The following is a 3,841-nucleotide window of genomic DNA, read 5'->3' as shown; positions in this document are numbered from 1 at the left end:
GAGGCGGCGGGCGGCGGGCGGGCGGCGGCCCGCAAACAGGGCGGCGGGCGGGCCGCCTCGCGCAAGGCGCGCAAGGGCGGCGGCAAGAAGAAGGCGCTGCTGTGGACGGCCGGGGGGCTCGGCTTCGTCCTCGTCGCGGTGGCGGCCAGCGGGTACGCCTACTACCGGCACCTCAACGGCAACATAGACAAGGTCGACATCGGCGACGCGGGCAACAAGGAAGCCGCCCCGGACGGACCGATCAACATCCTGGTCATCGGCACCGACAAGCGCACCGGCAAGGGCAACGAGGGGTACGGGGACAAGGACAGCCCGGGCCACGCCGACACCAACATCCTGCTCCACGTCTCCGCCGACCGCACCAACGCGACCGGGCTCAGCATCCCGCGCGACCTCATCACGAACATCCCGGACTGCCCGACCAAGCAGGACGACGGCACCACGAAGACGATCCCCGGCACGCAGAACGTCCGCTTCAACACGAGCCTCGGGCAGGAGGGCCGTGACCCGGGCTGCACGATGCGCACGGTCACCAAGCTGACCGGGCTCAAGGTCGACCACTTCATGATGGCCGACTTCAACGCGGTCAAGAACCTGACGACGGCCGTCAACGGCGTCGAGGTGTGCGTGGCGAAGGACGTCGACGACCCCGACTCGCACCTCAAGCTCTCGGCCGGGACGCACAAGGTGCAGGGCGAGCAGGCGCTCGCCTTCGTCCGTACCCGGCACAGCTTCGGCAACCAGGGCGACCTGGACCGCATCAAGGTCCAGCAGCAGTTCCTCGGTTCGCTCGCCCGCCAGCTCAAGTCCGAGGACACGCTGACGAGTCCGAAGAAGCTCTACAAGGTCGCCGAGGCGGCGACCAACGCGCTGACGGTCGACTCCGGGATCGGCAGCATCACCAAACTGATGTCGCTGGCCAAGGAGTTGCAGCACATCAACCCGAAGAACATCACCTTCGCGACGCTCCCGGTGGTCGACAATCCGGCGGAGAAGGTGCACGCCACCGTCGTCCTCGACCAGGCGAACGCGGAACCGCTCTTCGCGATGATGAAGGACGACGTCTCGCTCACCGAGGTCAACAGCAAGAAGAAAGCCGCGGAGAGCAAGGAGAAGAAAGCCGAGGAGGCGCGGCTCAAGGGCAGCAAGTCCGAGGCGGCCGACATCCGCGTGGAGGTCTTCAACGGCGGTGCGGCGACCGGGATGGCGCAGGGCCAGCTGACCTGGCTCCAGACCAACCAGGGCGTCACCAAGTCGAGTCAGCAGGGCGACGCGCCCAAGCAGAAGGCCACGACGCTGGAGTACGCGCCCGACCAGGCCCCGCAGGCGCGCAAGCTCGCCGAGATCATGGGGCTGCCGGGGTCCGCGCTCAAGCCCGGCGAGAGCATCGAGAACGACCAGGGGCTGCCGGCGATGAAGCTCGTCCTCGGGCCCGATTTCAAGGGTCCCGGTGTCTCGATCACGGCGCCGAAGGAGGCGCCGAAGGCCGTCCCGCGCCAAGAGGCGGACAAGAAGGTCTGCGCGTCCTGAACGGGCCCGCACGCGCGGGAAAAAAGGGGGCAGGCGGGAGGCAAGGGAGCCTCCCGCCCGGCATGTTGGCTCCACCATGACCACCGGCACAACGTTTCGGCGTGTTCGCAGGTCTCAGGGTGGGGGCCACGGCCCGGCACCGAGGGGTGCCGGACAGGCATGGGGCGGGAAGGCGGGACGAGATGACGGGTGACACGGCGAGCGGGAAGCTCCCGGGGCTCGGTCGGGGGGAGTCCGAACGGGCGGGGGAACCGGCACCCGGGCCCGCGCCGGGCGACGCGTCCGAGGCCCCCGACGGGCGAATACCCGGGCAGGACCCGGACGGCATAGCGGGGGCAGCGGCGGAGGCGGAGGCCGGTTCCGCACGGGAGGCGGCGGACGAGCCGGAGCCCGCGGCGGAGGACGCGACGGTCTCCGCGCCGGACGCCCCGACGCCCCCCGCGCCCGGCCCCGCATCAGACGCCGCGCCGGACCCCGCGCCGGACGCCGCCCCCGGCCCCGTACCGGGTTCCGTCCCCGACCCCGTAGCGGCTGCCGTCCCCGACCCGCCCCGCAAGCGGCGCCGGGCGCGGCGCGTGCTGGCCTGGTCGGCGTTCTCGCTCGCCGTGCTGATCGCCGGCACCGCGACCGCGGGCTACCTCTACTACCAGCACCTCAACGGCAACATCGTCAAGGCCGAACTGACCCCCGTGGCACCGGAGAAGCGCCCGCCCGCGCCGACCCCGAACACAGCCGGGCAGACGCCGCTGAACATCCTCGTGATCGGCTCCGACAGCCGGAACACGGAGGAGAACCTGAAGCTCGGCGGCGCGAAGGAGACCGTGGGCGGCAAACCGCTCGCCGACGTCCAGATGCTCGTGCACGTCTCGGCGGACCGCAGCAACATGTCGGTCGTGAGCATGCCGCGCGACACGCTCCTCAAGCTCCCCGAGTGCAAGGACCCCGACACCGGTCAGGTCTACCCGGCCACGACCACCCGGCACATGACGAACGAGACCCTCGGGCGCGGCGGCCCGGGGTGCACCGTCGCCACGTGGGAGGCGACGACCGGCATCCACATCGACCACTTCATGATGGTCGACTTCTCCGGCGTCGTCTCGATGGCCGACGCGGTCGGCGGCGTCCCCGTCTGCGTGGACCGCAACATCTACTCGCACACCTCCACGGGCAAGGGCTCGGGCCTCAAGCTGGAGAAGGGCACGCACCCGGTCAAGGGCAAGCAGGCGCTCCAGTGGCTGCGCACGCGCTACGGCTTCGGCGACGGCACCGACATCGGGCGCGCCCAGGCCCAGCACATGTACATGAGCGCCATGGTGCGGCAGTTGCGCGAGAACGCGACGCTCGCCAACCCCGGCAAGCTCCGCTCGCTCGCCGAGGCGGCGACGAAGGCGCTCACCGTCGACGACGCCCTCGGCAGCGTCAAGAAGATCTACGACCTCAGCAACGACCTGCGCGCGGTCCCCCCGGAGCGCATCACGCTGACAACGATGCCGTTCGTCTACGAGGGCCCCCGCGTGTCGCCGAAGGCGGGGGACGCGGAACAGCTGTGGCGGCTCGTGCGCGAGGACATCGCGCTCGACGGCAAGGACAAGAAGAAGCCGAAGGTCAAGGACATCAGCGACCAGGCCGTCGCGCCCGGCGAGGTCGAGGTGTCCGTGCGCAACGCCACGGCGACCGACCAGCTCGCCCTCGTACCGGAGCGCGCGGGAACCATCGCGCAACAGCTCCTCTCCAAGGACTTCGCGCGCACGACCGCCGACCAGACGCACACCGGCAGCGAGGACAAGACGGAGGTCCGCTACCCGGGCGGGGACGCCGAGGCCGACGCGCAGTCGGTCGCGAAGGCGCTGAAGATCCCGCTGCGGCGCGTCAAGGAGAGCGCGGACGTCACGGGCGTCACCGTCGTGATCGGCTCCGACTGGCGCGAGGGCACGCGCTTCCCGAAGAAGGACGACGACGATGACGACGCGCTGCCGAAGTCGGCGCAGGCGCTCAACGGCGCGGACGACTCGGCGTGCATGAAGGTGGACCCGGCGTACTCGTGGTGACGACGGGGGGCGTCCCCGGGGTGGGGACGGGGACCCTGCCCGGCGCCCTGCCGCCAAAGGGGGGACCTGAGGCGCGGCGGATCGGCCAGTACGGCGATACGACAGTCATACCGGCTTACGGTCTGGCTCATCCCGTCCCGCCGTGCCGTCCGCGCGGCAGTGCCACCCGTGCGGAGGTGCCGTGCCCGCCCCCAGCAGCCCCAGCCCCCGTCCCCGCCGCGCCCCGGGCCCCCGCCCGGCCCCCCGCGCCGGCCGTCTCCCGC

The 3,841-nt window shown here is 71.3% G+C and carries 2 protein-coding genes; both read left to right on the top strand.

Features of this window, described 5'->3' with window-relative positions; translation table 11 throughout:
* A partial coding sequence (locus G3I42_RS07080) for an LCP family protein (protein ID WP_164283422.1) occupies window positions 1–1,530 on the top strand: 1,530 nt, incomplete at its 5' end.
* Between the two features lie 182 nt (window positions 1,531–1,712).
* A complete protein-coding gene (locus tag G3I42_RS07075; protein ID WP_239096315.1) occupies window positions 1,713–3,578 on the top strand; it encodes an LCP family protein in 1,866 nt (621 codons plus the stop codon).
* Window positions 3,579–3,841: the final 263 nt, after the last annotated feature.

It is taken from the genome of Streptomyces sp. SID11385 (genome assembly GCF_010548245.1).
In the GTDB taxonomy this organism is placed as follows: domain Bacteria; phylum Actinomycetota; class Actinomycetes; order Streptomycetales; family Streptomycetaceae; genus Streptomyces.
Note: the sequence above shows the minus strand (reverse complement) of the source record. Positions and strands in the feature narration are given on the sequence as shown.

Excerpts from the sequence above, each read along its gene's own strand:
- G3I42_RS07075 (WP_239096315.1), top strand. The coding sequence starts at position 1,713 with ATGACGGGTGACACGGCGAGCGGGAAGCTCCCGGGGCTCGGTCGGGGG.